Origin of the sequence: Ancylobacter sp. VNQ12 (assembly GCF_049445835.1) — a bacterium.
Taxonomy (GTDB): domain Bacteria; phylum Pseudomonadota; class Alphaproteobacteria; order Rhizobiales; family Xanthobacteraceae; genus Ancylobacter.
In genome coordinates this window covers 1-22,979 of sequence record NZ_JBMSDU010000030.1, presented here as the reverse complement: position 1 = coordinate 22,979, position 22,979 = coordinate 1, and the positions used below count along the sequence as shown (strand labels likewise).

General features: G+C 64.2%; 25 protein-coding genes. 9 read left to right on the top strand and 16 right to left on the bottom strand.

The genetic code is table 11. The annotated features are described in order from the left end of the window. Nucleotides 1–631 precede the first annotated feature (631 nt). Nucleotides 632–952: a transcriptional repressor TraM gene (locus ACO2RV_RS23330; protein ID WP_423296607.1), complete on the top strand. Its 321-nt coding sequence runs from the start codon at nucleotides 632–634 to the stop codon at nucleotides 950–952. Nucleotides 953–967: 15 nt separating this feature from the next. Here the strand turns inward: ACO2RV_RS23330 and ACO2RV_RS23325 are convergent, their stop codons facing one another. The 13 genes from ACO2RV_RS23325 to traI form a co-directional block, all read right to left on the bottom strand. Next, a complete protein-coding gene (locus ACO2RV_RS23325) occupies nucleotides 968–1,669 on the bottom strand; it encodes an autoinducer binding domain-containing protein (protein WP_423296606.1) in 702 nt (233 codons plus the stop codon). 575 nt (nucleotides 1,670–2,244) lie between these two features. After that, nucleotides 2,245–3,534, bottom strand: coding sequence for an IncP-type conjugal transfer protein TrbI (gene trbI / locus ACO2RV_RS23320; RefSeq protein WP_423296605.1), 1,290 nt, complete (start codon nucleotides 3,532–3,534; stop codon nucleotides 2,245–2,247). Nucleotides 3,535–3,546: 12 nt separating this feature from the next. After that, complete coding sequence (gene trbH, locus ACO2RV_RS23315; RefSeq protein WP_423296604.1) at nucleotides 3,547–3,999, bottom strand: conjugal transfer protein TrbH; 453 nt, start codon at nucleotides 3,997–3,999, stop codon at nucleotides 3,547–3,549. Nucleotides 4,000–4,002: 3 nt separating this feature from the next. Beyond that, a complete protein-coding gene (gene trbG / locus ACO2RV_RS23310; protein WP_423296603.1) occupies nucleotides 4,003–4,839 on the bottom strand; it encodes a P-type conjugative transfer protein TrbG in 837 nt (278 codons plus the stop codon). Nucleotides 4,840–4,856: 17 nt separating this feature from the next. Next, nucleotides 4,857–5,516 carry a conjugal transfer protein TrbF gene (locus ACO2RV_RS23305; protein WP_029349447.1) on the bottom strand — a complete coding sequence of 220 codons (660 nt, stop codon included), beginning with the start codon at nucleotides 5,514–5,516 and terminating at the stop codon, nucleotides 4,857–4,859. Nucleotides 5,517–5,534: 18 nt separating this feature from the next. Further along, a complete protein-coding gene (trbL, locus tag ACO2RV_RS23300) occupies nucleotides 5,535–6,722 on the bottom strand; it encodes a P-type conjugative transfer protein TrbL (protein WP_423296602.1) in 1,188 nt (395 codons plus the stop codon). Next, nucleotides 6,716–6,916 (bottom strand): entry exclusion protein TrbK, encoded by a 201-nt coding sequence (trbK, locus tag ACO2RV_RS23295; protein ID WP_371349227.1) that lies wholly within the window; start codon nucleotides 6,914–6,916, stop codon nucleotides 6,716–6,718. Before trbK ends, trbL begins: the two co-directional genes overlap by 7 nt. Beyond that, entirely contained in the window at nucleotides 6,913–7,671 is a 759-nt protein-coding gene (gene trbJ / locus ACO2RV_RS23290) for a P-type conjugative transfer protein TrbJ (protein ID WP_371349251.1), read from the bottom strand. Before trbJ ends, trbK begins: the two co-directional genes overlap by 4 nt. Nucleotides 7,672–7,684: 13 nt before the next feature. Next, nucleotides 7,685–10,141 carry a conjugal transfer protein TrbE gene (locus tag ACO2RV_RS23285; protein ID WP_423296601.1) on the bottom strand — a complete coding sequence of 819 codons (2,457 nt, stop codon included), beginning with the start codon at nucleotides 10,139–10,141 and terminating at the stop codon, nucleotides 7,685–7,687. A 9-nt stretch (nucleotides 10,142–10,150) separates the two neighbouring features. Continuing rightward, nucleotides 10,151–10,450: a conjugal transfer protein TrbD gene (locus ACO2RV_RS23280; RefSeq protein WP_423296600.1), complete on the bottom strand. Its 300-nt coding sequence runs from the start codon at nucleotides 10,448–10,450 to the stop codon at nucleotides 10,151–10,153. Beyond that, complete coding sequence (locus ACO2RV_RS23275) at nucleotides 10,443–10,814, bottom strand: TrbC/VirB2 family protein (protein ID WP_244450951.1); 372 nt, start codon at nucleotides 10,812–10,814, stop codon at nucleotides 10,443–10,445. The genes ACO2RV_RS23280 and ACO2RV_RS23275 overlap by 8 nt, the downstream gene beginning before the upstream one ends. Then, nucleotides 10,804–11,772, bottom strand: coding sequence for a P-type conjugative transfer ATPase TrbB (trbB, locus tag ACO2RV_RS23270; RefSeq protein ID WP_423296599.1), 969 nt, complete (start codon nucleotides 11,770–11,772; stop codon nucleotides 10,804–10,806). The genes ACO2RV_RS23275 and trbB overlap by 11 nt, the downstream gene beginning before the upstream one ends. Nucleotides 11,773–11,787: 15 nt before the next feature. After that, nucleotides 11,788–12,411 carry an acyl-homoserine-lactone synthase TraI gene (gene traI / locus ACO2RV_RS23265; RefSeq protein WP_423296598.1) on the bottom strand — a complete coding sequence of 208 codons (624 nt, stop codon included), beginning with the start codon at nucleotides 12,409–12,411 and terminating at the stop codon, nucleotides 11,788–11,790. 384 nt (nucleotides 12,412–12,795) lie between these two features. Between traI and repA the strand changes: the two genes are divergently transcribed. The 4 genes from repA (at nucleotide 12,796) to ACO2RV_RS23245 (ending at nucleotide 17,236) form a co-directional block, all read left to right on the top strand. Then, nucleotides 12,796–13,983 carry a plasmid partitioning protein RepA gene (repA, locus tag ACO2RV_RS23260; protein ID WP_126280989.1) on the top strand — a complete coding sequence of 396 codons (1,188 nt, stop codon included), beginning with the start codon at nucleotides 12,796–12,798 and terminating at the stop codon, nucleotides 13,981–13,983. A gap of 72 nt (nucleotides 13,984–14,055) precedes the next feature. Next, complete coding sequence (repB, locus tag ACO2RV_RS23255) at nucleotides 14,056–15,051, top strand: plasmid partitioning protein RepB (protein WP_423296597.1); 996 nt, start codon at nucleotides 14,056–14,058, stop codon at nucleotides 15,049–15,051. 163 nt (nucleotides 15,052–15,214) lie between these two features. Beyond that, a complete protein-coding gene (gene repC / locus ACO2RV_RS23250) occupies nucleotides 15,215–16,558 on the top strand; it encodes a plasmid replication protein RepC (RefSeq protein WP_423296596.1) in 1,344 nt (447 codons plus the stop codon). Between the two features lie 60 nt (nucleotides 16,559–16,618). Further along, nucleotides 16,619–17,236 (top strand): hypothetical protein, encoded by a 618-nt coding sequence (locus ACO2RV_RS23245; RefSeq protein ID WP_423296595.1) that lies wholly within the window; start codon nucleotides 16,619–16,621, stop codon nucleotides 17,234–17,236. Nucleotides 17,237–17,251: 15 nt separating this feature from the next. Here the strand turns inward: ACO2RV_RS23245 and ACO2RV_RS23240 are convergent, their stop codons facing one another. Continuing rightward, entirely contained in the window at nucleotides 17,252–18,334 is a 1,083-nt protein-coding gene (locus ACO2RV_RS23240; RefSeq protein ID WP_423296594.1) for a tyrosine-type recombinase/integrase, read from the bottom strand. A gap of 76 nt (nucleotides 18,335–18,410) precedes the next feature. Between ACO2RV_RS23240 and ACO2RV_RS23235 the strand changes: the two genes are divergently transcribed. Beyond that, nucleotides 18,411–18,962: a hypothetical protein gene (locus ACO2RV_RS23235; protein WP_423296593.1), complete on the top strand. Its 552-nt coding sequence runs from the start codon at nucleotides 18,411–18,413 to the stop codon at nucleotides 18,960–18,962. Between the two features lie 41 nt (nucleotides 18,963–19,003). On the opposite strand, the gene ACO2RV_RS23230 is transcribed toward ACO2RV_RS23235, so the two are convergent. Both ACO2RV_RS23230 and ACO2RV_RS23225 read right to left on the bottom strand, forming a co-directional pair. After that, complete coding sequence (locus tag ACO2RV_RS23230) at nucleotides 19,004–19,411, bottom strand: type II toxin-antitoxin system VapC family toxin (protein WP_423296592.1); 408 nt, start codon at nucleotides 19,409–19,411, stop codon at nucleotides 19,004–19,006. Next, nucleotides 19,411–19,665 carry a type II toxin-antitoxin system Phd/YefM family antitoxin gene (locus tag ACO2RV_RS23225; RefSeq protein ID WP_423296591.1) on the bottom strand — a complete coding sequence of 85 codons (255 nt, stop codon included), beginning with the start codon at nucleotides 19,663–19,665 and terminating at the stop codon, nucleotides 19,411–19,413. The genes ACO2RV_RS23230 and ACO2RV_RS23225 overlap by 1 nt, the downstream gene beginning before the upstream one ends. 232 nt (nucleotides 19,666–19,897) lie before the next feature. On the opposite strand from ACO2RV_RS23225, the gene ACO2RV_RS23220 reads away from it, so the two are divergent. From ACO2RV_RS23220 to ACO2RV_RS23210, 3 genes are all read left to right on the top strand, one after another. Beyond that, entirely contained in the window at nucleotides 19,898–21,517 is a 1,620-nt protein-coding gene (locus ACO2RV_RS23220; protein WP_423296590.1) for a Mu transposase C-terminal domain-containing protein, read from the top strand. After that, nucleotides 21,507–22,391 carry a TniB family NTP-binding protein gene (locus tag ACO2RV_RS23215; protein ID WP_423296589.1) on the top strand — a complete coding sequence of 295 codons (885 nt, stop codon included), beginning with the start codon at nucleotides 21,507–21,509 and terminating at the stop codon, nucleotides 22,389–22,391. Before ACO2RV_RS23220 ends, ACO2RV_RS23215 begins: the two co-directional genes overlap by 11 nt. Before the next feature lie 29 nt (nucleotides 22,392–22,420). Further along, on the top strand, nucleotides 22,421–22,979 hold a 559-nt coding region (locus ACO2RV_RS23210; protein WP_423296624.1), incomplete at its 3' end, for a TniQ family protein.

Genomic DNA, 22,979 nt, shown 5'->3' with positions numbered 1-22,979 from the left:
GTATCGGAGCATATACGGTCGGACACCCGGTTTCAACCGGTGACCTGATCAGGGCGCGTGCTGAAGCCCAAGGGCGATCAACCTTGGAGCCCCGATTGCGAGTCGCATAAGCTTAATTATGGAAACTAACGCATTGTTATTAAAAGTGAAATCTCTCGGATGTCCCGCCGCCAATCGACCGCGCAAGCTCCGGATCATCATCGCCGCCGCGGCCTCGGAAACCATTACATCTATACGGCGTTGAGGTTCACCGGACGGGGCCGGAAGACTGTGCCGGGAGGTGTATCTCGTTCCGCACAGCGTTGGTAGGTCCGATGCGCACGCGATGAGAGTTCGCGGCGGGTGAGCAGGACGCTTCTCTCTAGCGATCCCGGTATCTTCACTTTATAAGAGCTGCTGGGGCGGTACGCGCCGCCCCGGGGCTTGGAAACCCCGAATACAGCGGCTGATGTCGGCCGAAATGACATCGGATCCTCTGGCCTTATGGCCGGGGGCCTGTGACGTATGTCCAGGTGCCTCGGCGCTAAAGGTCATGGGGACCGGCTGTGTTCGGTTTTCCAACCCCCGGCTAGGGGTCAAAGGATAGGGTCGGCGGAGGCGCATCGCCGACGATTTTTGAAGAAGAGTACGGATGGGCACCGACACAAACGGCGATGTGCTGCCGGAGCACAAGGTTACCCTGAGGCCGGTTGTCGGCTTGACCGAGAATCTTCCCAGGCGGGACCTTGAGCAGATTACGATACAAGCCATCAAGATCCATCGCAGCCTTCGCGACGCGGCCGATGCCAGATATGAGGAGTGGCGCAAGTCTCCTCCCGTGACGGGTTGCGAGACCGTGGGACCCAGCCGCATCGCCTATGTGACGGCAATGATCGACATGCATGCACAGCAAACGGTGCTTTCAACTCTGCTGGACGTGCTCGGGCACGTCCCGCCAGTGTCCGTGGATTGACGGCATCTGCGAGCGTCAGATCAATTTCAGCTTCGTCGCGAGAGCGGTCGCCTGTGCCAGGCTTCCCGCATCAAGCGTCCGGCGCGCATTGTTCAGGTGGAAATTTACCGTCGCGAACGACATGCCCTCGATCGCGGCGATATCCTTCATCGTCTTTCCTTCAGCCGACCATCTCAGGCACAACGCCTGCTTGGCCGTCAACTCGACCTGAACATTCGCCGTCGGCTCGGCATCCTGCTGCTCAAGCTTTGCATGGAGCTGTGCGACGGCCGTCACTGCCGCGATCTGGTCAATATCCTTCTCCACCGCCAGCGACAGCTTGTGCGACGCCAGGGTCAGCATCGACATATGTCCGAACGCCGTCCTGACCGGGATGGAGATTCCTGATCGGATGCCGAAATCCCCTGCCTCGGAATAGAAGTGCCGGAGCCGTTTCGGCAGCGAACGCGACGCGTCGGCCATCCATGTGAAAGCCCTCATCTGTTCCTTTGCGATGGCGACGACGGGATCGATCTTCGCATAGCCTTGCGCGAGGTAGCGGGCTTGCCACTCCGATGCGTAGTTGGAGACGGCGAAGACGCGCACCGGCTGCACGTTCAGATAAGCGTAGCAGTCGAAGCCAAGCTCCTGCACCAGCTCAGCCAGCATCTCCTTCAGCATGTGCTCGGAACGCGCCAGGGATGAGACATCGCTTAGCCTCTGGAACCAAGTTGCCAATACTCGACCTCCCTATCGCGGTTCTCCGTTGCAGTCGGTCATGCATATTCTCTGCTCGAAGAGTTTACTCACAGAGGCTCTCCTCGCTCACATCCGCTCCACGATAGCCCTCCCAGCTTGCGGTAGATGAAAGTATTAACCAACGAGTGGGTGGGTCGCAATCTCAATTAAATGGAATGAATCTAAGGAGTTCCAGAAATACAAATCGACTCGTTGTAGTAGAAGATTATTCTTCAGGCCTATATATCAAATTTTTGCGATTAGCCCTATATTTGCAGTTAGCCCTATATTTGCAGTGGGGCAGCCTACTCAAAAACTGCAGTGCTTCCGTCCCGGCATTCGTGCGAGGTTGCTGCGTGAAAATGCAGCCTCTATCACATTTTACCGGTGACCGCGAGCGTCAAGGGATCTTGAAGTGGGACGTCTGACAGCTAGCCGCGATGCGACGGTCCAGCAAGACCATCGCGACGCTGGCGAGACGCATCGCCTTGGGTGAATGGGCTCCAGCCTGAATAGCTGGCGCCTATCGACTTGCTTCTCAGTGGGATTGCACGATCTGTGCCCCCGGAGTGCATCTACCCACGATAGATTCCGGGAAAGATGATGTCCTGATCGACAAGAATGTTGAACTTGTAGCCGGGTCGGATTTCTAGCGTCGGCTGGACGTCGAGGTTCTTGTTGATGGTTCGCTCCGCGACCCGACCGAAGGTTTCCGCGAAATTCCGCCGCGCGGCGTCCTCGGCGCTGTTTCCATTGTCGAACGGATTGTTGTTTTGCGGAATCGCCATGTCCATGCCAGCGCCGATGACGGCGAGCAGGATCGCGGACCCAAACGTCTTCAGATAGTGGTTGTTCACCTTGTCATTGAAGCCGCCATAGCCCTCGGCATCGGTCCCGGCCATACCGCCGATCTGCAGCGTCGATCCGTTCGGGAAGATGATGTCAGTCCAGACGACGAGCACGCGGGACTGGCCGAACGAGACCTTGCTGTCATAGCGACCGAACAGCTTCGTCCCCTGCGGGATGAGCAGGCGGTGCCCGGTCGCGCTGTCGTAGACGTTCTGGCTGACCTGCGCTGTGATGCGGCCGGGAAGGTCTGAGTTGATGCCGGTGATGAGCGTCGCCGGGATCACCGAGCCGCGCTTGAGCTCATACAGGGAGCGCTGCGGCACGACCTGGTTGGGGAGATAGCCGAGCTCCTTGATGTCGGCATTGAAGAAGTCCTCCTTCGTCCGTTGGGCGTTCGGGTCGAGGTTCTGGCCGGTGAGGCCGGCGCGAAGCGCGGCGCCGTAGAGATCCGCTGCCGCGCCGGCGCCCGTGGCGCTGGCGCCAGCGGGCCGCGAGGCCGCGGGATCGCTCCGCGCGTTGCTGCGCAGCTTGTCGACGTTGACGGCGATCGGTGAGTCATAGGCCGTGTCGTTGGCCTGCATCCGCGCCATGCGTTGGCGTTGCAACTCGCGATAATATTGCTCATCGGCCTCTCGCTTGAGCCGAGCGCGCCAAACAGCGTCCGGCTCGCCTTCCGCCGTCGCGCGCTCAGGCTGGACGATGGCGGGCTTTGGCGCGGCCGCCGGCTCGGTTCGTTCCGGAGGCGTCGGCTGAAACACCGGCGCCTCCGCAGGATCGCCGATGATCCCGTCCGAGACGCCACGCTTCAATTGGTCGGCATAGGTCGACGCGGGGGCACCACCGGCCTGCTCGATCGACGGGTTGCGCGAGAAATACAGTCCGCGCGAGCTTAGCCCGTAAATGATCACGGCGAGGAAGGCGACGATAAGAACGATTGCGATCACGATCGGCAGGCGATTGATCCGCCGGATCTTCGGTTCGGCCGCTTCGCCGCCGAGCTTGAGGGATTGAACCATGTTCCCCTCCCCTCACCCGCGCTGCATGACTGACAACGGACTTGTTGGCGTCGCGCCGGCCGCGGTCGCGGTGTAGGCGCGGCCAAGATCCAGCGAGCCGGTCGAGAGGCGCGCAAGCACCTGGCCGTCATAGCTGCCGATCACATAGGCGAGCGGGATGAGCTTCTCGCCTTCGGCCTTCTGGTCGCTGACCACGGCATAGCCCCAGGCCTTCAGTGAGGCCTCGAGCGCGCCGCCGAACGGCGAGCCATCGGCCTTCAATAGGATCGTCCCGGTTCCTGGTCCGACATGTTCGGCAAAGCGGCTGACCATGTCGCCGGCGATGGCGCTGGCGGCCGGACCCGAAATCTCTTGCGGCGCAGAGCTGGCTACGAGACCTTCCGCTCCGAAGGTTTGGCAGCCCGCGAGCATCGCGGCGGCCAGGGCGACGGCAAGAAGCCGGGGGAAGAGGTGTCGCGCGCTCATCGCCTACCCTCCCCTGCTGATGGTGATCTTGTCCTGGTGCCAGCCGACGCCAGAGACGAGGACGGCGCGATCGACATGATAGTCGACCACCATCATGTTGCCCTTCATGCGGTAGTTGACGATGCGGTTCTGTCCGCCGGAGACGACGAAGAGCACCGGGGCGTCCTGTCCGGACATCGAGCGCGGAAACTGAATGTAGGTCTTCTGCCCGTCCGAATAGACGCGGGTCGGCCGCCAGCCGGCATTGCCGCTGACGCTGTACTGGAAGTTCAGCTGCTCGGCCGGCACGCCGGCGCCCGGGATTGTGCTCGCCTCGAGCCTCGCATTGATGTCGGAGAGACGGGTCGACACGTCCTCGGGATATTCGAAGCCGACGCGCGCCATGTACTGACTCTGATGGGACTTGAGCTGGATGTGGTAGGTGCGCCGCGACGTCGTCACCACCATCGAGGTGACCAGCCCCGGCTCGGCCGGCTTGACGATCAGATGGATCGCCTGCCCGCCCACGGCTCCGGATGTCGCCGGCTCGACCTTCCAGCGGACGGTGTCGCCGACCAGTACGTCGCGCACCACCTCGCCGGCCTGCAGCTCGATATCGCAGACCTGCAGGGGCGAGCACACGACCGAGGGCTGGATCTCGCCATAGAGGAAGATCACCTTCCCGTCCGCCCCTCTGGTGACCAGCCCGCGAGAACCGCGCCATTGTCCGGAGATATTGGTGCCGCGGGCCTCGTTCGCGCTCATCCCCTGCGCGGCGGCCGGCGCTGCGACGAGACTCATCGCCATGACAGCCGACAGCACGAGCAGCGTGGCGGCAATGATCGTTCCTTCTCTGGTCATCGGAATGCGCGGGCCTTTCACAGCTGGGCGGTCCATTCGAAGTCCCGCAGATAGAGACCGATCGGATTGAGGCGGATGACGCCCTCGTCCTGCGGCGGGGTCAGTGTCACGGTGGCGATGCCCCGGAACCGGCGCACCGCGGTCTCCTTGCCCTTCCGGTCGCGCTCATATTCGGTCCAGTCGATCTGGTAGCTCTGGTTGGAGAGCGGCACGACGTTGTTGACCTCGATCGCGACGGTCGCGTTCTTCGCCTTTTCGAAGGGGGAATTGCCGCGAAACCAGGCGTTGATCTTCTCGGTCGCCGGATCGGAGGTGCGCAGCAGCGCGTAGGTGCGGTCGATATATTGCTTCTGCACCACGGCGTCGGGCGTCACGCTGCGGAAGTTCGAGACGAAGGTGCCGAGCGTCGCGCGGACGACGCGAGGATCGGCATATTCGATCTGCTGGGGGAAGCCGGCTGTTACCGCGGTGCCGAGGCGATCGACCTCGACGATGTAGGGAACGAGCTTGACCTGCGTGCTCTGATAGAGCGCGTAGCTGAAGCCGACCACGGCCATCAGCATGCCGGTGATGCCGACGAGCCGCCACGCGGCCGCCGCCTTCACATAGGAGCCGTAGCGCTCGTTCCATTCCTGGCGAGCGGCGATATAGGGATTGTCGGGCTGACTGGCGGCCATGCTGAAGCGCGTCTCCCCTCACTTGTCTTCGATCGGCGGTGGCGGCGGTGGCGCCGGCGATTTCTGCCGCGACTGATCGAGCTTGGCGTTCGCCAGTCCGAGCAGCGATCCGGCATAGGCGCCCGGCGCCGCGATCGCCTTTTCCTTGGCCGCCGAGCCGGCTGCCCATCCGGCATTGCCGATGCCGGCCGCCATGCCGCGCAGCGCTGCTCCCGCCATCGAGGAGCCACCAGCTCGCGCGCTCCTCGCTGCCGACGCGCCGGACATTGCCGCGCTCGCCCCGAGGAAGGCGCCGCCGGCAGCAAAGGTCGCTGCCTGGCCGCCATGGCGGATCGCTTCCATGCCGCCGGAGATCGAGGCCCCCTGCACGACGCCCTGTACGATCGGCGGCACATACATGGCGATGATGAACACGACGACGGAGATGCCGGCGATCGCGAGCGTCGTGATGAACTGGTCGGATGTGGCCGTCGGCGCCTCGGCGAGGCCGAGCAGCACCTCCGAGCCGATGCGTGCGATCATGACCAGCGCCATCAGCTTCATGCCGACCGAGAAGGCATAGACGAGGTATCGGACGGCGAAGTCCTTGGTGAAGGACGAACCTCCGAGGCCGAGCATGATCATGCCGGCGAGCAAGCCGACATACATCTCGACCATCACCGCAATGAAGATCGCCGCGACAAGGCTGAAGGCGATGACGACGATGACCATGGCGAAGACAGCGGCAATGGCGAGTGCATTGTCTTCAAAGAGACCGAACTTCGCCTGCTCCGACATCTTGGAGGCGACACGGATGCCGGCGTCAAAGATGTTCGCCGGCGAGGCCGAGCCGCCATTGGCGCCGATCTGAAACAGGCTGTCGACGACCGCCTTGGCGAAGCTCGGTCCCCTGTCGAGGATGAAGGCGAACAGGCCGATGAACATGATCCGGCGCACGAGCTCGGCGAACCAGGCATCGAGAGAGGCTGCCTGCAGGGCGAGCCACACCGCGGCGATGCCGACCTCGATGCCCGCAAGGATCCAGAACAGGGAGCGCGCCGCATTCATGACCGTCGTCTCCCAGCCTTTCGCGGCCGTCGAGACCTGGTTCTCGAGCGTGGTCAACACGCTCCCCTGCTGGGCGAGCGCCGGTGCGCTGGCGAGCAGGACGAGGGCAATGATGATGAAGCTGATCTCGAGCGCGCGGGACGGACGGGTGACTACCATCGTGGTTTCATCTCCTGCCCGCCGCGCACCGGGCGATCGGGATCGCCGCCGAGGAAGTCCTCGGCGCGCTGGCGCTGCTCCTGCACCGACGGCGCTGTGGTCTCCAGCCGGGGCGTGACGACGAACCAGATCACCGTGAGGCCGACGAGCGCGAGGACCGCCGCCAGCGCTGCCATGACGACCGGCCGGCTCACCAGCGCGGCTCCATCGTCTGCCCGCCACGGACACCTGGCGTCGTCGCGTTGAAGAACTGCTCGCGCCGGGCCTGCGCGAGATCCTTGTCCGCTTGCTCGGACTGGAGCCATGTACCCATCATCGTCGTCTGCTGGGAGACCAGACCGCGAAGCTTCTGGAACTGCGCCACCTGCTGCGCCGCGATCTGATGGCCGACCTGCAGCGCCTTCATCTGCCCGTCGGCGGACTGCGACATCGTGCGCAGCGAGCTCATCGTCGACTCTTCCGACGAGAACTGCTCGGCGGTGAGACCGGCCGCCTTGAGCGTGCCGGCGATCGTGTCGCGATTGGTCGTCGACCAGTTCTGATAGGTCGAGGCGAAGGTCGCTCCGTTGGGGAGGTTGGTCTTGAAGTCGGCATAGCTCTGGAAGCGCTGCTTCAACACGTCGTCGGCATTGCTCATCGAGAAGGCGATGCCCTGCCCTTGAGCGGCAAGGCTGCGCAGCCGGTTGAGATCGTTCTCCACCTGCCCCCAGATGTGGTTCGGCAGCTGGGCGGTGTTCTGCAGCATGTTCTCGTAAATGCGCAGCTGGTTCTGGATCTGCTCCGCGAGTTGGGTGATCTGCGTGACTTGATTGTTGATCTGTTCGGTTGACTTAGTCACCATCGTCACGAGCTCGCCGTTGTTCAAGAGCTGCGTCCATTCGGTGGCGCCGCCGGCCGCCGATCCCGAGAGGGCTGGCGAGACATGAGCCATCGTCGCCACGAGGGCCATCGACGCGGCAAGACTAGCTTTGGTGAAGAAGGGCTTCCGCATCGCCTATTCCTCTCTGTTGGAGCCAACGCGCCGGCCAGCTGTCGCCATGCTCGGCCTTCAGCGCGGCAATCTGCTTGAGGTCTTCCTTGCCGGAGGCGCCCGCGAAGGAGAGCGCGATCGGGCCGAGCGCCATGTCGAACAGGCGCCGGCCTTCGGGCGAAGCGACGTAGTATTCCCGTTTCGGGAGCGCGGTCGCGACGATCTCGATCTGGCGCTCGTTGAAGCCGATGCGCTCGTAGAACTCGCGCGTACCGGGCTCTCGCGCCGCCCCGTTGGGAAGACAGATTTTCGTGGGGCAGGATTCCTTCAACACGTCGATGATGCCGGAGCGCTCGGCATCCGAGATCGACTGCGTCGCCAGGATCACCGCGCAGTTGGCCTTGCGCAGCACTTTCAGCCATTCGCGGATCTTGTCCCTGAAGGTCGGGTGACCGAGCATCAGCCAGGCCTCGTCGAGCACGATGAGGCTCGGCGCGCCGGTCAGCCGCTTCTCGATCCGGCGGAACAGATAGAGCAGGACGGGCACGAGGCTTCGCTCGCCCATGTTCATCAGCTGCTCGATCTCGAAGGTCTGGAAGGAGCGCAGTGACAGCCCGTCGCTTTCCGCATCGAGCAGCTGACCCATCGGCCCGTCGACCGTGTAGTGGTGCAACGCTTCCTTGATCTCCCTCATCTGCACGCCCGACACGAAATCGGAGAGCGAGCGCCCATTCGCCGACGCCATCAGGGCGATCTGGCGCGAGATGGCATTGCGATGATCGGGCGTGATCGTCACGCCCTGCAGCGCAACCAGCGTCTCGATCCATTCGGACGCCCAGGCGCGGTCGCCGTCCGTGCCGAGCTCGGAGAGCGGGCAGAAGGCGAGCGTCGGGGAGCCCTCGCCGTCGTTCTCGCCGATCTCGTAATGATCGCCGCCGGCGGCCAATGTGACCGGCAACATGGAGCGGCCCTTGTCGAAGGCGAAGATCTGCGCCTGGGCATAGCGACGGAATTGCGCGGCGATCAGTGCCAGCAGTGTCGACTTGCCCGAGCCCGTCGGGCCGAAGATCAGAGTGTGGCCGACATCGTCGACGTGCATGTTCAGGCGAAAGGGCGTCGAGCCACTCGCCACCAGCATCAGCGGCGGCGAGCCCGGCGGATAGAAGGGGCAAGGCGCGGTTGGCGCCCCGGACCATACCGAATTGAGCGGGATCAGGTCGGCGAGGTTACGGGTGTTGATCAGCGGCTCGCGGATGTTCGCATACCAGTTTCCCGGCAGGCTGCCGAGGAAGGCCTCCGTGGCGTTGATGGTCTCGATCCGGGCGCCGAACCCTTCGGCCTGGACGAGACGGCGGACTGCTTCCGCCTTCTCGCGCAGCCTGGTCTCGCTGTCGTCGAACAACACGATCACCGGCGTGTAGTAGCCATAGGCGACGAGTTGGGACGAAGCCTGGGCGATGGCGTCCTCTGTCTCGGCCACCATTGACATGGCGTCCTGGTCGACAGAGCGTGACTGGGTCTGGAAGAGCTGGTCGAAGAAGGGCCTGACCTTCTGCTGCCATTTCTTGCGGGTGCGCTCGAGGCGCGCGCGGGCCTCCTGATCATCGAGAAAGATGAAGCGCGACGACCAGCGATAGGTCAGCGGCATCAGGTCGAGGGAGTTGAGGATGCCAGGCCAGCTCTCCGCCGGAAGGCCGTCGATGCCGATGACTGCGAGATACCGGCTGTCGACCATTGGCGTGAGGCCATGGCTGAACTCGGCCGTCGCCAGCCAGTCGAGATACATCGGGATCTCGGGAAGCCGGACGGGATGGTTCTCGCCGGTGATGCAGAAGCGGATGAACTGGAAGAGCTCATCGTAGCGGGCGGTCTGGAAGCCGCCTCGCTCCTCGACCGATCGCGTCACCATGCGTCGGATCGACAGCGCGTTGCCGAGATACTGCTCGACCTCGCGGATCGAGGACAGGAAGCTGTCGAGGACGGTGTCGGCATAGCGTGCGGCACGGCTTTCGCTGTCGGAATAGACATAGCGGGCAAGTCCGGAACGCCGGCGCTCGGGCGGCCGCCAGGTCAGGATGAGCGCGTGGCGGCTCTCGAAGTGACCCCTGCCCTCCTGAAAACGCGCGCGCCGCTCGTCGTCGATCGCGCGGGTGACTGCATCGGGAAAATGGCACTCCTCGCGCGCCGGATAGTCCGACGTGGCAACCCGCACCGCCTCGACCTGGATCATCCAGCCGGTGCCGAGCCGCGACAGGATCGCGTTGATCTGTCGGGACACCTCGTTGCGCTCGGCATCCGTCGAGCTTTCGGAATCGGGGCCGGCAAAGTACCAGCCGGCCATGAGCGACCCGTCCTTGAGCAGGATGACGCCGTTCGCCACGAGCGCGGCGTAGGGTACAAGATCCGAGAAGGAGGGGCCGAAATGGCGGAAGGAGCGCAGTGCCACCATGGCCGGTCCTCAGAAACGCCGCCAGGGCGTCGACGTCGGGCGGTAGTAGGGACGGTAGCCGACGTGGCGGGCATAGACGCGCCGCATCATCGGGTCGGCCTTGGCCATCATCCGGAGCGCCGCCACCACCACGACCCAGACCGCGACCCCGAACAGTGCAGAATAAGGAGTCAGCACGACGAAGATCAGGATCGCCGCGGCGAGGCCTGTCAGCAGCACGAGCTCGCGGTCGGCGCCGAGGAGAAGGTTCGGGCGCGACAACGCCCGATGGATGCGCGAGCGGTCGAGGTTCGATCCCGGTTCAGCCACGACCGCCCTCCCCTGCCCGCTCGATAAAGGGCGAGGACGCCACATCCCCGATCGAGGCGCCGCTCGCGCCGAACAGCGCAACGATCTGGGTGGCTCCGAGCAGGATGCCGGCGACGAGCACGACATACATGAGCCGCCGCGCGAAATCGTTGAGCTCGCCGCCGAAGATGAGCATGCCACCGGCTACGGCGACCGCGGCCAAGGCGATGAAGCCGGCGACCGGCCCGGTGATCGACTGCTGGATCTGCTGCAGCGGGCCTTCCCATGGCAGGCTGCCGCCGCCCGAGGCGAACGCCGGCTCGGCGAGGACCAGCGCAAGCGCCAGTGCCGCGAGCGCGAGCTTGCACAGACGTTCACGCGACATGGCGTTCCTCCTTCGGCGAATAGCATTCGGTGCGATACTGGCCATTGACGAAGCTCTCGACGTGCAGGACATCGCGGACGACGCGGCCCTTCGGCGTGCGCTCGATCGAGACGATCAGGTCGACGGCCTCGCCGATCACTTCGCGCATCGGCTGTTGGCTCGCCTCGGCGGTGAGCTGCTCGAGGCGCCGCAGCGCGGATTCCGCGGTGTTCGAATGGATCGTCGTCACGCCGCCCGGATGGCCCGTATTCCAGGCTTTCAGCAGCGTGAGCGCGGCACCGTCGCGAACCTCGCCGACGACGATGCGATCGGGGCGCAACCGCATGGTGCTTTTCAGCAGCCGGCCCATGTCGATCGCGTCGCTGGTGTGCAGGGCGACGACATTCTCCGCCGCGCACTGGATTTCCGCCGTGTCTTCCAGGATCAGGATCCGATCGTCCGGCGCCGACTCGACGACCTCGGCGATGACCGCGTTGGCGAGCGTGGTCTTGCCCGACCCGGTGCCGCCTGAGATGACGATGTTCATCCGCGAGGTGATTGCGTTGCGGATCACGCAGGCCTGATGCTCCGTCATGATCTTCGCCGCCACATAGTCGTCGAGCGGAATGAGCCGCGAGGCGCGACGCCGAATGGTGAAGGCCGGCGCCGTGACCACCGGCGGCAGGAGGCCCTCGAAGCGGTGGCCGCCGATCGGCAGCTCGCCCGACACGATCGGGCGATCCTCGTCGGCCTCGGAATGCAGCGCATGGGCCACGCTGCCGATCACGATCTCGGCCGTGGCGGCGTTCATCTGCCCGGCAGGCGCGACGCCATGGCCGAGGCGCTCGATGAAGAGGCGCCCGTCGGGGTTGAGCATGATTTCGACGACGGTGGCGTCATCGAGGGCGATGCAGAGCTGATCGCCAAGCGCCTCCTGCAGTTTGCGGACCAGGCGCGGATGTGAACGAAGCTGGGCCATGACCGTCCTCCTGGCTCAGGCCGCGCGCAGCTGCGGGCAGAAGGTCGAGTAATAGGAAGCGGGCCGGACGCGCTCGAAGCTGGGTCGGTCCGCCGGCAGGAGGCCGGCGACGGCCGTCGTCTCGCCGATCCTTCGCGGCTCGCCTAGCCGCTTCATCGGCCAGCCGGCGCGGTTGAGGATGCGTTCGACGCGCAGGTCGGTGCCGGTGACGATTTCGCGATAACCGCTCACCATCGCCCATTCGATGATCGCGGCGAACATGGTGAGCGTCGCGTCGTGCAGCGACCCCCCTGCCCTGCCCTCGTCGAGCGCCGTGTCAACGCAAAAGCGGGAACTCTCGACCATGAAGGGGCTCGGCTTGTACAGGCCGGAGGCCGCCAGGTCCGGGAAGAGCACGTCCATCATGGTCGGCCCGTCCGCCGGCAGCAGCCGCGCGCAGCCGATGACCTGCGAGCTCGAGGAAAGCGCGACGATGTAGGTTGGCGAGAATCCGTCGAACTGGTCTCTCTCGCGACCATCCTTCACATCGACCGCCCAGCCCAATCGCTCCTTGAACACGCGGGCGCGAAGTCGATGCATGGAATCGACGAGATCAGCAAAGTCATTATGCGTATCGGCAGGAATAGCCAGTGCCCGCATCAGTATTGCTCCGATTCGAGTGCGTTCGGAGACAGGAGGCACGTTTGCCAAGATGGCCGCGACTAGCGAAATTATGAGTGCGACTCGACGGAAGCTGCGCTGAATCGCCCCGGGAACGAGGAAATCGAGGCCGAGAAACGTCCGAATTCGAACTCTCAAGGCTAATAGATTTACTAGTCGGCACTCTCCGCGCACGAGCCGAGTGTCCGGCTAAATAGCTGATTCAACGCGATAAACCGATGAAGGCGCGGCGTGTTACGAGGCCTCGCGTTAACGAGCTGTTAACTCTATTCTCCTTGCCACGGGGGGAGAATCGGACATACTGGCGCTAAATTGGCCAGATCACCTCATTCTGGCGCTATTTTCCTCGTGAGGCCGGTTGGAATGAGTGCGCTTCCACCTTTCGAATTTGATGAGAAGATCCTTGGCCAAGGTGCCGAGATCTCGCGCAGGCTCGACCAGCTTCGTCTGGAGAACTTTCCGCCGGACGCGAAGAAGACGTTGCGACGCTTCCCGATGTCCGAGGTTGCGCACTATCTCGGGATCAGCCCTAACAATCTCAAGCGACTTCATCTCGAGGGAAAGGGGCCGGAGCCGCTCATTGCTGCGGCGGGCCGCCGATTCTACACGGCCGAGCAGATGATGGAGCTGCGGCACTATCTCGATAAGAACGGCCGCTCGGACGCCAAGAAGTATGTCCCCTTCCGAAAGCCAGGAGAGAAGCTGCAGGTCGTCGCTGTGGTCAATTTCAAGGGCGGTTCCGGCAAAACGACGACGGCTGCGCATTTGGCGCAGCATCTCGCGCTGACGGGGCATCGGGTTCTGGTGGTTGACCTCGACCCGCAGGCGTCGCTCTCCGCATTGCATGGCTTCCAGCCGGAGCTGGACGGCAACCCGTCGCTCTATGATGCGATCCGATATGACGATAAGCGCCGTCCGATCGCGGATGTGATTCTGCCGACGAATTTTCCGCTGCTGGAGATCATTCCAGCCAATCTCGAGCTGCAGGAATTTGAGTTCGACACTCCCCTCTCGATGCAGACGTCGAACGAAGGCAAGAGGTTCTACAGTCGGCTTGGACGGTCACTCGCAGAGGTCGATGAACGCTTCGATGTCGTCGTGATCGACTGCCCTCCTCAATTGGGTTTCCTCACTCTGACTGCGCTGACGGCGTCGACCTCCGTGCTGGTCACGGTCCATCCGCAGATGCTCGACCTGATGTCGATGAGTCAATTCCTTCTCATGCTGGGGAACTTCGTCAAATCCATCCGGGAGAAGGGCGCTCCGGTGAAGATCGATTGGCTCCGCTATTTGATCACCCGGTTCGAGCCAACCGACGTGCCTCAGACCCGAATGCTGGGCTTCATGCAGACCGTGCTGGCCGAGGAGCTGCTCAAGAATCCCATGTTGAAATCGACGGCGATCTCCGACGCCGGCCTGACCAAGCAGACGCTCTACGAGGTCGAGCGCAAGAGCTTCAGTCGCGACACCTACGACCGCGCGATCGAGGCCTTGGACGCTGTGAACTTCGAGGTCCAGGGGCTGATTCACCGGGCATGGGGGCGGATGTGATGTTGACCGCCGTCAAAACAGCCAAAAAGCGCGGTGTTTTCAGACGCATAGACGAGATGATGAGGTCGAGCGATGGCTCGTAAGAACCCCTTTGCCAATATCCTGACTGACAAGGAGCAGCCCGCCGAACGTTCCGTTGTGGAATATGCGGCAAGGGGCGCGTCGCGCTCAATTCTCGGCACACTGGACGAAATGGCGGCGCGCGCCGACAAGCTCGCCACGGGCGAGACAATCGTCGAGCTCGACCCCGACACGATCGATGCCTCATTCGTGCGCGACAGACGAGCGCACAACGAGCAGGAGTTCAATGAGCTCCTCGAGGCGATCCGCGAAAACGGCCAGAACTCCCCTATCCTCGTCCGCCCCCATCCCAAGGCCAGCAGACGCTATATGGCCGTGTTCGGTCATCGACGCCTCCTGGTCGCGAAGACGCTGGGTCGAAAGGTTCGGGCCGTCGTCAAGGAGATGGTGGATCACGAACACGTCGTGACACTCGGCCAGGAGAATTCGGCCCGGTCGAACGCACCGTTCATCGAGCGGGCGCTGTTTGCTGCCGACCTCGCCCGTCTCCGCTACGACGAGGACAATGCCATTATCCTCAAGGCACTCTCGATCGACCGCACCACCTTGTCGAAAATGCTGTCGGTGGCGGCGTTGCCAGCGAGCGTTCTTGAAGCGATCGGCGAGGCCAAGGGCGTCGGCCGCGATCGTTGGTACGAACTGAAGCTGTTGATGGACAAGCCATCCAATCAGGATGCTGCGTTCGAGGTGATCAAAGAGGAGGGCTTCGCTGCTCTCCCGAGCGATACGCGCTTCGATCGCCTTGTCCAGCGGCTCAAGGCAATTCGGACGCGAAAGCGGGTGCAGGCCGGTCCTGAGAAGCGCAGTTGGTCGCCGACCGGAGGCTCCGTGTCGGCTGATATCACCGCGGATGCGAAACGCTTCACTCTGGCGATCAAGGCCAAGAGTTCGGAAGCGCGAGCGTTCGGAGATTATTTGTCGGAGAACCTCGATCGCCTCTACGAGGCGTTCCGGCGGGATTCGACCCAACCGAGAGAGGAACCGTAACCGCAAAAGAAAAAGGCCCCCGAAACGAGTTCCGGAAGCCCTTCTCCTAGATTGAGCACCTAGAGAATCGCACTTCCGCGAATCGCAGTCAAGAGTCCTACGACAGGTCAAGACGTCGTTTTCGGCGAGCTGGCTTCTTTTGCCTAGCGATAGGTGAAGGAAAATGGAGACGTATGTCGCGACGACGCCCTTTGGGCGGCGAACAATGACACTTGGCCAAATTGCAAGCCAGGTGAAGGCACGCACGGCGCCGAAGGACGCCGTTGTCCACAAGTGGCAGACCTTCCAACACATCCGGGAGGCGCGTGATCTCGTCGGAGCAACGGATCGCGCGCTTGCGATCTTGAATGCCCTGTTGTCGTTCCATCAGGAGACGGCACTCACCGGCGATAGCGATATCGTCGTATGGCCGTCGAACGAGCAGCTGATGGCGCGCGCCAACGGCATGCCACCGACGACCCTTCGCCGGCATCTCGGCGTTCTCGTCGAGTGCGGGCTGATCATTCGAAGGGATAGCCCGAACGGGAAGCGCTACGCCCGGAAGGGGCGGGGAGGTCAGATCGAGCAGGCGTTCGGCTTCGACCTTTCGCCGATCGTCGCGCGCGCAGCCGAGTTCAAGGACCTGGCGGAAGCCGTGCAGGCAGAGAAGCGGGCCTTCCGCGTGGCCAAGGAGAGGCTGACGCTCCTGCGCCGGGATATCGTCAAGATGATCGACACCGGCATCGAGGAAAGCGTGCCGGGCAATTGGGGCAGGGTGCAGCAGAGCTATCAGGCGGTAATGAACCGTTTACCACGTTCGGCTCCACGGCAGATCGTGGAGAGCACCTGCGAGGAGCTCGAGGCGCTCTGGCGGGATATCCGTGACGTGCTGGAATCATTCGCAGATTCCCAGAATATGGACGCCTATGAGTCCCATTCTGGTCGCCACATACAGAATTCAAATCCAGACTCCATTTCTGAATCTGAAAATAGCTATCGAGATAAGAAAGAAGCGGGCGGCAACGCTGAGGAAAACGACAAGCTGCGGAGCCTGCCGAGGCGTGACCTGCCATTGGGGATCGTGCTGGACGCCTGCTCGAACCTGCGTGAGCTCGCCCAGGGCGGTGAAATCCGCCACTGGCGCGATTTTCTGGCCGCCGCGGAGCTTGCCCGGCCGATGCTGGGGATCAGTCCGAGCGCCTGGAGGGAGGCGCGCGAGGTCCTTGGCGAGCAACAGGCCGGGATCACGCTCGGGGCGATGTATCAGCGCGCCGACCAAATCAACAGCGCCGGCGGCTACCTGCGCAGCCTGACAGAGCGGGCCCGGGACGGCAAATTCTCGACCTGGCCGATGGTCATGGCTTTGCTGCGCGCGAAGCTCGATGCTTCGAAGCCGCCTGTGGCACGACCGGAAGCCGCCGACGAGCCCACCGGGATGCGACAACAGGGTGGTACTATTGGCCTCCTGGCGAGCTCCGAGCTCCGGAAGCTTCTGGAAAAGCGGCCGAAGGATCCAGGCCGTGAATGACTCTGTCAGCGGACACGATTCAGCTAGGCTTTTCAGGCGAATGCGAAAGGGGAGGGCGATTTGAGCGGAAGTGAAGCATCGGTGGGCGCCGCGATCGCGGCGGCCTTGGATCCCGCCGAGCAATTGCGCAGCCACGGCGATCGCCCGGCTCGCGTTCGGATCATGACGATCTTTGGAGATGATCGGTCGGGTCTGACCATTCACGCCAGCATCCGGTCGAACAGCCCCGCGGAGCTCCGCGCGCAGCAGGGGCTCGGAGTGAGGTGCATTCCCTGGGACGAGCTGGATGCGCGCGCCGGCGAGATCGTTGGCCTGGTCGATGCGGTCGTCGGAGAAGTGACGCTTGCGGTGAAGAACGCGCCGCAGACCCACCGGCCAAGCCGGTCGAAAAGCGACGTCGAGATGGACAAATTCGGCAGCCTGATCGATCACCTCGGCCGTACTCTTACGCACTCGGCTATGGCCGTTCTGAGGGACAGTCAGATCCCGAAAGTGCCAAGCGATGTGGGAAGCGAAGCCACCATGGTTGCCGCGCTCAAGCTCGCAGCACTGGCGGCCTTCACCGCGAATATTGGCGCGAACGACGCCCAGGACGAGCTGCGTCTTGCGATCGGCGACGTGATGAGCAAGGCGAGTGCTTCTCCGGAGCTCTCCGGGCGACCGCCGCTGAATTCCTGAGCGGGAAAGGGCGCCTCAGAGGCCGGCGGCCTTTGTGAGGTTCACCCGGAAGCGGTCACGCCGGCGCTGGTAGCGTCGCGTCATCTCCGCGCTCGCGTGACGGAGCTGCTTCTGGACGTAGCGCTCGTCGACTTCGGCCGAGGAGGCCAGGCCGGCGCGCAAGGAATGGCCGGCGAATTTCTGCTCTCGTTCGCCTTCCGTGAGGTCGGCCCTGACCCCGGCGGCGAGTGCGGTCCGCTTGACCAGGCGAGCCACCTGTTTGTCGGTCAGGCGGTCGGATCCGACGTCCTTGCCTTGCCCGGTGACCCGCCGAAAGAGCGGGCCGTGGCCGATCTTCGCGAGCCTCAGCCAGGTTTGGAGCGCTACGACCGGGCAGGTCGCGTCCGACGAGCCCCGGCCGATCTCGATTTCGCCCCAACCGTTCTTGCCGCGCAGCGTGACGACCACGCCCTTGTCGAGGATCTCGATCCAGCCGCGACCGTCTTCGGTGTCGTCGCGATGAAGGTCGAGGCCGACGATTTCGGATCGGCGCAGGCCGCCGGCGAAGCCCAACAGCAGCATGGCGCGGTCACGCAGGCCCCGCAGCGTGGCGCGATCGAGCGTCTCGAGCATGGCGATGACATTCTCGGGCAGGACCGCCTCCTTCTGGCGGGGCGGGGCGGCATGGGTGTTGCGGATCCCGGCGAGGACGGTCGCGATATGCCGATCGCTGCGGTCCAGCTGCGTGCTGTGCTGCGTGTAGTTCCAGGTCAGGGCCGACAAGCGCCGTTCGATCGTCGAGACCGCATTCGGCTTGCGGTCGGCCGTCGCGGCGCCGGAGGCGCAGGCGGTGATGTAGAGCCCAACCACCTGAGGGGAGGGCGGGAAGACCTCGAGCCCTTGGCGCCGGCACCACCCCGAGAAGTGTCGCCAATCGGAGCCATAGGCCTTGCGGGTGTTGGCCGAGCTCGCCGCGTCGACATACTCGCGGGCGCGGTCGGCGAGCTTCCCGAGATGAGCCGGCAGCGAGGACGCCGGCGATTGGTCCGAAACAGCCGGGAGAGGGGAGGGGGCGTCCCCGGCAGCCCGGCTGTCTTCGCCGCTTGGCTCTTCAGTCATCAATTTACCTCCGTGCCGCGCAACTGTTAGTGGTGGTGGCCATGACAATGCCAGCCGATTGCGGGAGTGACGCAGCATGAATCCGCGCCACTATGATCTCGAGCTCGACGCCGAGTTCGGTCTCATCTACCTCGTGGGCGAAGCGCCCGACGCAGGCACGTCGCCGGCCGAGCTGACCCATGCCGAAAGCCTGCGCATGCTCGGTTCTCGCGACGGCGCCGTAACGATCTTCACGGCGCGGGAATGGGACGTCCCCGTCGACGTCGAGATCTGCGAGAACGCACTCGCCGATGATTTCGACGGTTGGGAGCACGTTGTCGAAGCTGCGGTCCGCGTCGGCGCAGACGGCTTGCGTCTCGGAAGCGACGTGGTCTCCGCGTTCAAGGAGGCGAAGCGCTTCGACCTCGAGCCCGGCACCTATCGTGTCCGCGTTTCCTACGGCGGCTTGCGGGAAATTGAGGAAGGGGACAGCGAGCTGGACGATGACCACTATCGGATCCAGCTCTGGCCCGGACCGCAAGGCGAACCCGTGGTCCTGAAACAGATGGACCCGGCGATCGCGGCATCGATGCCGTACCCGCAGATGTATGGGCACTTTATGGAAAGCGGCCTCATCCCGAGGGCGTAGCGTCGCTCGCGCCACGTGGCGATGCCCGGCTGCCTCCCTCATCAGCTCGCGGTCTCCCAGGGGTTGACGACCGAAGCGCCGGTATCCTCGAAATCCGCGACGTTGCGGGTGACGAGGATCAGGTCGTGGACGATCGCCGTGGCGGCGATCAGCCCGTCGATGTCGCCGCGTGGGCGGATCGCGGCGATGCGGCCCCATTCCACCGAGATCTGATCGGTCACCGGCAGGATGCGCTCGGCATGATCGTGGCGGATCCTGCGCAGCCACTCGGCGAGGTGTCCGGCGGCCTTCGGATCGGATTTCTGCTTCAGGGCGATGCCGCGCATGATCTCGCCGAGCGTCAGGGTGCTGAGATGCACGCTGTCGGGATCGACCGCGCGGAGCCAGGCGAGCGCCTGTGCCGAGCCGCGGCGGGCTTCGGAGATAACGTTGGTGTCGACGAGGTACATCAGAGCGCGACGTCGCGGCTCGGCGTGGTCGCCCGAGTGCTGACGGCCTCGGCGAGCTCGTCATCCCAGGCGGGGCCGGCGAGCAGGTCGTCGACCAGGCTCGGCCGGCCGGCGCGCAGCGCGTCGTAGTCGGCGGCCGAGAGCACGACGGCGGCGCGCTCGCCGCGCAGGGTGACAATCTGCGGGCCCTCGCTCCGCGCCTTCTGGACGACCCGGGAAAACTGGTTCTTGGCGTCCTGCAGCGGCCATTCCATGTTTGCGTGCTCCTGGCTAGACTGTCTAGCTATATAGGCGCGATTTCTGACGGGTCAACGACGCAAATTCCAGCGATTGTCGGACTACCGGGGTTGATGAGACTGGCGCCTGCGCAATTTCAATGCCTTGGCCGTGTCGTCATTATGAGACCGATTCAAGGTAATTGAGACTGGCGACGGTATTGAGTCGGTAGTTGTGAGACCAGCTTGCAGCCAGACGGCGAGGCTGTCCATGAACGATGATGGTATCGATCCTGAGGCCTGGGCGCAGGCGCGGCATCGCGCCGAGATCCTGTCGAAACTGTCGAAGCACCTTGGCGATGCGGAAGTCCGCGATGCCCTGAACGCGCTTGGCGTCAGCCGGGCAACCTTGTTTCGCTGGCTGAAGCGGTTCCGGCAGGATGACCGCACCAGCACGCTCCTACCGCGCCGGCGTGGCCCAAACGCTGGCATGCAGCCTCTGGATCCGGTGGTGCTCACGATCGTCGAGCAGCATTTCCGGAAGCTCTATGCGACGCGCCGCAGGCCCACCCTGACGCGCTTTCAGCAGGAGGTTGCGGCGGACTGCCAGCTTCAAGGCCTGCAGCCGCCATCGATCCGCCGTCTCGGCCGGTGGCTGAAAATGAAAGATCAGGCCGATCTGATGCGCCGACGGGAGGGCGCCGGCAAATCGGAGGCGGTGTTTCTGGCGACGCCAGGCGGATTGGAGGCGGCGGCTCCGCTTGAAATCCTCCAGATCGACCACACCAAGGTCGACGTCACGGTCGTCGATCCGGTAACCCGATTGCCGATCGGCCGGCCGACGCTCACGCTGGCCGTCGACGTCAACACCCGCATGGTGATGGGCTTCTACCTGTCGCTGGAAGCGCCGTCCCTGGCAGCCGTGGCGTTGTGCCTGACCCATGCGGTGACGGACAAGACGGCCTGGCTGACCTCACGGGGGATCGTGGCGGAGTGGCCGGCGCACGGAATTCCTGGGACCATTAATGTCGACAACGGCGCCGAATTCCATGCGCGCGCCTTCGAACGCGCCTGCGGCGAGCATCGCATCGACCTGAGCTACCGTCCACCTGGCACGCCGCGTTTCGGCGGTCATATCGAGCGGCTGATCGGCACGATGATGGGTGCCGTTCACCTCATTCCGGGCTCGCATTTCTCGAACATCGACGAACGCGGCGACTTCGATCCGGAGGCCGAGGCGGTCATGACTTTGCGCGACCTGGAACGCTATCTCGCCATCGAGATCATCGGCTCCTACCATGCCCGCATCCACAAGGCGCTGGATCTGCCGCCGGCGGCCGCCTGGCAAGCCCGCATCGGCGACGTCACGGTGCGGGTTCCGTCGGATCCGCGGCGGTTCCTCATCGATTTTCTGCCTTTCGAGCAGCGCACTTTGCAGCGCGACGGGCTGCACCTGTTTCACATCCGCTACTGGTCGGACGAGCTGCGTTGGCTGATGGGGCGCGACCGGCAACGACTGACCGTCAAATTCGATCCGCGCGACCTGTCCTGCGTGTTCGTGGCGACAGGGCAGGGGTATCTGGAAGCGCGTCCAGCCGATCGGACCCGCCCGCCCATTGGGCTGTGGGAGCACCGGGCTGCCGTGCGCGCCTTGCGGGAAAAAGGCCGCGAGGCCGTCGACGAGGAGCTCATCTTCTCCACAATCCTCGCCCAGCGATCCCTGGTCGACGAGGCAACGCGCCTGACCAAGGCGATGCGAAGGGATGTCGCCCGGCGCGCGCATCTCGCACCGGACAGGATCATCGACGTGACACCGGAGGTGGTGCCGAACAAGGACGAAAGGCCCCTGCAACTGCCTTATTTCGCGGTGGAGGAATGGGATGATGACTGAGGCGTTCTCGCATCTCTTCCCCGCTAGCCGGCCGATCGCCGCGCTGAGCGCGGACGAGCGTATCCGGCGCATTCGCGCCGACCGCTGGATCAACTATCCGCGCGCCGAACAGGCGCTCCAGAAGCTCGAAGCCCTGCTTGCCTTCCCGCCACGGGCGCGCATGCCCAACCTGCTCATCGTCGGCGCCAGCGGCATGGGCAAGACCATGATCGTCGAAAAGTTCGCCCGCGACCACCCTTCGCAGTTCGATACGGTGACGGGGCGCATGCATATGCCGGTCATCGCCGTCCAGATGGTGCCGGGCCCTGACGAAGCCCGCTTCTACAAGCGGCTCCTGGCGGCGATCGGGGCACCCGAACCGCCGCGGGCGACGCTGTCGGTACTGGAAAGCCTGACGCTGCGCCTGCTGTCCGAGATCCGGCCGGGGCTGCTGGTCATCGACGAGGTGCACAGCCTGCAGGCCGGCACCGTGCGGGAGCAGACCCGCTTCCTGAACATGCTGCGCTTTCTCGGCAATGAGCTGCGGATTCCGCTCGTCTGCGTCGGTACGCAGCAGGCGCGAAACGCGCTGCGCACCGATGATCAGCTGGTGCGCCGGTTCGAGGCTTTCGCGCTGCCGCCGTGGCAGAATGACGAGGATTTCGGCGGTCTGATCGGCAGCTTGCAGCGCAGTTTGCCGCTGCGGCAGCCCAGCGAGTTCGCCGACGCGACGCTGAAGCGCCTCATCGAGGTGACGGGAGGGATCACGGCCGGCATCTTCTCGCTGGTGAGCGCGCTCGCCATCGCCGCGATCGAGAGCGGCGAGGAAAGGATCACGCCCGGCGCGGTCGCAGACAAGCGCAGCGTGCTGGCTCTCGTGGGAGAGCCCGTGTGAGGGACCCACCGGCACCGGTTCCGTTGCCGGTGGTGCCGCGGCCGAGCCCCGACGAGCGTCTGTCGTCCTGGCTGGGGCGGCTTGCGCGGCTCTACAGCATGCCGGCGGAGGCGCTTCTGGCGCATTGCGGCCTCGGCCGCTTCAGCGTTCGCGAGCTCGAATGGCGCCTCGGGGTAGGGGAGGGGTCCGTGCTGGCTGGCCGCACCGGCATGACCGTTGAGGGGCTGCGGAGGCTGACTTTCGACGAGATCACGCCGCAGGCGCGCCTGATGATCGCCGCGGCAAGCCGCTATGTCTGTCCGCGTTGTCCCGCCGGGCTCCACCGCAAGGCGACGGCCTTTCCCTGGAATTTCTGGTGCGATGAGCACGGCGTCCGGTTCGGGGGGAGGGCCGGGACAGGACTGGATGCGCGGCTGCCGCAAACACAGTTGACCAGGCTCGATCCCAGTGCGCGGAGCGGGGCGCTGCGGCTGGCCGATTGGGCGCAGGGGAAGGAGGAGGGCGCGCCCGCGGTGCCCGCGCTGCTGGACCTCCTGACGACGCGGCATCGCAGGTCCTCGCCCCCGTCGCTGGCCGAGCAGCCGATCC

What these genes read in the sequence shown, in the direction of transcription:
- ACO2RV_RS23285 (WP_423296601.1), bottom strand. Translation starts at nt 10,141, where the DNA reads ATGGTGGCACTGCGCTCCTTCCGCCATTTCGGCCCCTCCTTCTCGGAT.
- ACO2RV_RS23230 (WP_423296592.1), bottom strand. Translation starts at nt 19,411, where the DNA reads ATGTACCTCGTCGACACCAACGTTATCTCCGAAGCCCGCCGCGGCTCG.
- trbI (WP_423296605.1), bottom strand. Translation starts at nt 3,534, where the DNA reads ATGGTTCAATCCCTCAAGCTCGGCGGCGAAGCGGCCGAACCGAAGATC.
- trbL (WP_423296602.1), bottom strand. Translation starts at nt 6,722, where the DNA reads ATGGTAGTCACCCGTCCGTCCCGCGCGCTCGAGATCAGCTTCATCATC.
- trbJ (WP_371349251.1), bottom strand. Translation starts at nt 7,671, where the DNA reads ATGGCCCTCGTGGCGACGATGGCTCATGTCTCGCCAGCCCTCTCGGGA.
- ACO2RV_RS23225 (WP_423296591.1), bottom strand. Translation starts at nt 19,665, where the DNA reads ATGGAATGGCCGCTGCAGGACGCCAAGAACCAGTTTTCCCGGGTCGTC.
- traI (WP_423296598.1), bottom strand. Translation starts at nt 12,411, where the DNA reads ATGCGGGCACTGGCTATTCCTGCCGATACGCATAATGACTTTGCTGAT.
- ACO2RV_RS23220 (WP_423296590.1), top strand. Translation starts at nt 19,898, where the DNA reads ATGAACGATGATGGTATCGATCCTGAGGCCTGGGCGCAGGCGCGGCAT.
- trbH (WP_423296604.1), bottom strand. Translation starts at nt 3,999, where the DNA reads ATGAGCGCGCGACACCTCTTCCCCCGGCTTCTTGCCGTCGCCCTGGCC.
- trbB (WP_423296599.1), bottom strand. Translation starts at nt 11,772, where the DNA reads ATGGCCCAGCTTCGTTCACATCCGCGCCTGGTCCGCAAACTGCAGGAG.
- ACO2RV_RS23330 (WP_423296607.1), top strand. Translation starts at nt 632, where the DNA reads ATGGGCACCGACACAAACGGCGATGTGCTGCCGGAGCACAAGGTTACC.
- repA (WP_126280989.1), top strand. Translation starts at nt 12,796, where the DNA reads ATGAGTGCGCTTCCACCTTTCGAATTTGATGAGAAGATCCTTGGCCAA.
- repC (WP_423296596.1), top strand. Translation starts at nt 15,215, where the DNA reads ATGGAGACGTATGTCGCGACGACGCCCTTTGGGCGGCGAACAATGACA.
- repB (WP_423296597.1), top strand. Translation starts at nt 14,056, where the DNA reads ATGGCTCGTAAGAACCCCTTTGCCAATATCCTGACTGACAAGGAGCAG.
- ACO2RV_RS23235 (WP_423296593.1), top strand. Translation starts at nt 18,411, where the DNA reads ATGAATCCGCGCCACTATGATCTCGAGCTCGACGCCGAGTTCGGTCTC.
- trbG (WP_423296603.1), bottom strand. Translation starts at nt 4,839, where the DNA reads ATGACCAGAGAAGGAACGATCATTGCCGCCACGCTGCTCGTGCTGTCG.
- ACO2RV_RS23275 (WP_244450951.1), bottom strand. Translation starts at nt 10,814, where the DNA reads ATGTCGCGTGAACGTCTGTGCAAGCTCGCGCTCGCGGCACTGGCGCTT.
- ACO2RV_RS23215 (WP_423296589.1), top strand. Translation starts at nt 21,507, where the DNA reads ATGATGACTGAGGCGTTCTCGCATCTCTTCCCCGCTAGCCGGCCGATC.
- ACO2RV_RS23240 (WP_423296594.1), bottom strand. Translation starts at nt 18,334, where the DNA reads ATGACTGAAGAGCCAAGCGGCGAAGACAGCCGGGCTGCCGGGGACGCC.
- ACO2RV_RS23305 (WP_029349447.1), bottom strand. Translation starts at nt 5,516, where the DNA reads ATGGCCGCCAGTCAGCCCGACAATCCCTATATCGCCGCTCGCCAGGAA.